Here is a 3,072-nt window from a genome sequence, read left to right on the forward strand (position 1 = left end):
TGGCCGACGCGGAGGGGTTGAAGCTGCACGCCGCCTCGATCCGCCTCCGCGTGGGTAGGGCCGGGTCTCCGACCCGGCCGTTAGCCAGGTCCCGCCGATGAGCAGCACGCCCGACGTCTACGCGTACGACCGCGCGGACGCGCCCGCCGACGCACTGCGGCTGCACCTCAACGAACACACCGGTGGCTGCTCGCCGGCGGTGGTCGAGGCCATCGCACGCGTGACGCGCGAGACCATCGCGAAGTACCCCGACTACACGCGCGTGACGCAGGCCGTCGCCGATCACCTCGGCGTCGCGCCGGCGCGGGTGGTGCTGACCAACGGCCTCGACGAGGGCATCTTCGCCATCGCGCTGGCGCAGCTCAGGAGCCCGGGTACCGGGTACGGGGTGCCGGGTACCGGAGGATCGGGCAGCCTGCAGCCTACAGCCGGTAGCCCCTCCGACGCCGCGCGCGGGACAAGTCCCGCGCCTACGTCCGGGGGCAGCCTTTCCGAGGCCGTCATCATCGAGCCGGCGTTCGGGATGTATGCCGATGCGGTGGAGGCTGTGGGCGGCACGGTGGTGCGGGTGATGCCGGGGCCGGAGCTGTCGCTCGATCGCGCGGCGATCGCCGCGGCGGTCACGCCACGCACCGGGGTGCTGTTCATCGCATCGCCGGGCAACCCGAGCGGCCTGTCGCTCACGCGCGACGAGGTGGCGTGGCTGGCGTCGATCCTGCCGCCCGGCGGGCTGCTGCTGCTCGACGAGGCCTACGTGGAGTTCGGCGGCGAGAGCGTGATCCCGATGATCGACGCCTACCCGAACATGGTGGTCGGCCGCACGTTCGCCAAGGCGTACGGCCTGGCGGGCATGCGCGTCGGCGCGCTGGTGGGACGCGAGGACGTGATCACGCGGATGCGTCGCGTGCTGCCGCCCTATTCGCTCAACGTGTTCGTGGTGGCGGCGCTCGAGGCGGCACTCGCCGATCGCGCCTACATGGACGGCTACCGCGCGCAGGTGCGCGAGTCGCGCGAGCTGCTGTACGCGGCGTGCGACCGCTGGGGCCTCGGCTACGTGCGCAGCGAGGCCAACTTCGTGCTCGTGCGCGCCGGCGATCGTCGCCGCGCGCTGATCGACGGGCTGCAGGCCCGCAACATCTACATCCGCGATCGCGACACGCAGCCTGGCTGCGCGGGCTGCGTGCGCGTGACCACCGGGCTCGTCGCCCACACCCGGGCGTGCATCGACGCCATGGAGGAGATCCTGTGCGCAAGGGCGTGATCACGCGGCACACCCGCGAGACCAAGATCGACATCAAGCTCGGCATCGAGGGCAAGGGCCGGTACGAGATCGCCACCGGCATCCGCTTCTTCGATCACATGCTGGAGCTGTTCACGCGGCACGGCGCCTTCGACATGACGCTGAGGGCCGACGGCGACCTCGACGTCGACCAGCACCACACCGTGGAAGACGTCGGCATCGCGCTCGGCGAGGCCTTCACCCAGGCGCTCGGCACCAAGCTCGGCATCAACCGCGCCGGCTACTTCCTGATGCCGATGGACGAGACGCTGGCGATTGCGGCCGTCGACCTCAGCGGCCGCCCGCACGCGGTGGTCGATCTCGGCGTGAAGGTGCGGCTGGTCGGCGACCTGCAGGTGGAGCTGCTGCACGACTTCTTCGAGGGCTTCGCCCAGGGCGCGCGCGCCAACGTCCACGTGAAGGTGATGTACGGCCGCTCGAGCCACCACCGCATCGAGGCCGTGTTCAAGGCCTTCGCGCGCGCGATGCGCGTCGCCTGCGCGAAGGACAAGCAGCTCGCGCGCATGCTGCCGAGCACGAAGGGCCTGCTGTGATCGTTGCCCTCATCGACTACAAGGCCGGCAACCTGACGTCGGTGCGCAAGGCGCTCACGTCTCTCGGCGCGGAGATCCTCACGCCCGAACGCCCCGAGGACCTCGACGGCGCCGACGCGATCATCGTGCCCGGCGTCGGCCACTTCGAGGCCACCGCCGCGCTCGACGCCACCTGGCACGCCGCCATCAAGGCGCGCCTCGCCGCAGGCGTCCCGCTGCTCGGCATCTGCCTCGGCCAGCAATGGCTCTTCGAAGGCAGCGAAGAGGCGCCGGACGTGCCCGGCCTCGGCGTGCTGCCCGGCCGCTGCGTGAAGCTGGAGCCGGGTGATGAGTCCGCCTTCGCCAAGGCTTCGGCGGACAACCGGGCGGGCGCACCCGCCCGGTTGAAAGTGCCTCACGTGGGCTGGAATGCGCTGAAGCAGACGGGGCGGCCGTCGCGGCTGCTCGTGGGCATCGAGGACGAGGCGCAGGCCTACTTCACGCACTCGTACGTCGCGCCCGACAGCGAGGCCACCGTCGCCCTCACCACGCACGGTGTACCCTTCGCCAGCGTCGTCGAGCACGACCTCGTGTTCGGCGCGCAGTTCCATCCCGAGAAGAGCGGGAATACGGGGTTACGCATGTTGCGGAATTTCCTGGATGTCGCCTGCGATGGCCGTCCGCCTTCGCCTGGCGGCTTCGGCGGATCTCGGCCGGCCGATGCAGACCGGCCTCGAGGGGGACGCTGATGCTGTCCAAGCGCATCATCGCGTGCCTCGACGTGCGCGACGGGCAGGTCGTGAAGGGCGTGAACTTCGAGGGGCTGCGCAACGCCGGCGACCCCGCGGAGCTCGCCAAGCGCTACAACGTGGAGGGGATCGACGAGCTCGTGATCCTCGACGTGACGGCGACGCTGGAGAAGCGCCGCACGATGGCGCGCACGGTGGCGACGGTCGCGAAGGAGCTGTTCATCCCGCTGGCGGTGGGCGGCGGCATCGCGTCTGAAGACGATGCGGCGGCGGCTGTGGAGGCGGGCGCCGACAAGGTCAGCATCAACAGCGCCGCCGTGGCCAACCCGGCGCTGATCACCGCACTGGCACGTCGTTACGGATCACAGGCCGTCGTGGTGGCGATCGACGCGACGCTCGAGGGCGATCGCTTCGGCGTGTACGTGCGCAGCGGCTCGACGCCGACCGGGCGCGACGCCGTCGAGTGGGCCCGCGAGGCCGCCGATCGCGGCGCCGGCGAGATCCTGCTCAC

Annotated in this window: 4 protein-coding genes; all 4 read left to right on the plus strand. The window is 70.9% G+C overall.

Annotated elements, in window-relative coordinates; genetic code table 11:
* The first annotated feature begins 97 nt into the window (after window positions 1-97).
* Complete coding sequence (locus tag ACIRDX_RS22255; RefSeq protein ID WP_396627608.1) at window positions 98-1,261, plus strand: pyridoxal phosphate-dependent aminotransferase; 1,164 nt, start codon at window positions 98-100, stop codon at window positions 1,259-1,261.
* Entirely contained in the window at window positions 1,246-1,833 is a 588-nt protein-coding gene (hisB, locus tag ACIRDX_RS22260; RefSeq protein WP_396627609.1) for an imidazoleglycerol-phosphate dehydratase HisB, read from the plus strand. The genes ACIRDX_RS22255 and hisB overlap by 16 nt, the downstream gene beginning before the upstream one ends.
* Entirely contained in the window at window positions 1,830-2,561 is a 732-nt protein-coding gene (gene hisH / locus ACIRDX_RS22265) for an imidazole glycerol phosphate synthase subunit HisH (RefSeq protein WP_396627610.1), read from the plus strand. The genes hisB and hisH overlap by 4 nt, the downstream gene beginning before the upstream one ends.
* On the plus strand, window positions 2,561-3,072 hold a 512-nt coding region (gene hisF / locus ACIRDX_RS22270), incomplete at its 3' end, for an imidazole glycerol phosphate synthase subunit HisF (protein WP_396627611.1). The genes hisH and hisF, both read left to right, overlap by 1 nt.

This window comes from Luteitalea sp. (assembly GCF_044337415.1).
Taxonomy (GTDB): Bacteria; Acidobacteriota; Vicinamibacteria; order Vicinamibacterales; family Vicinamibacteraceae; genus Luteitalea.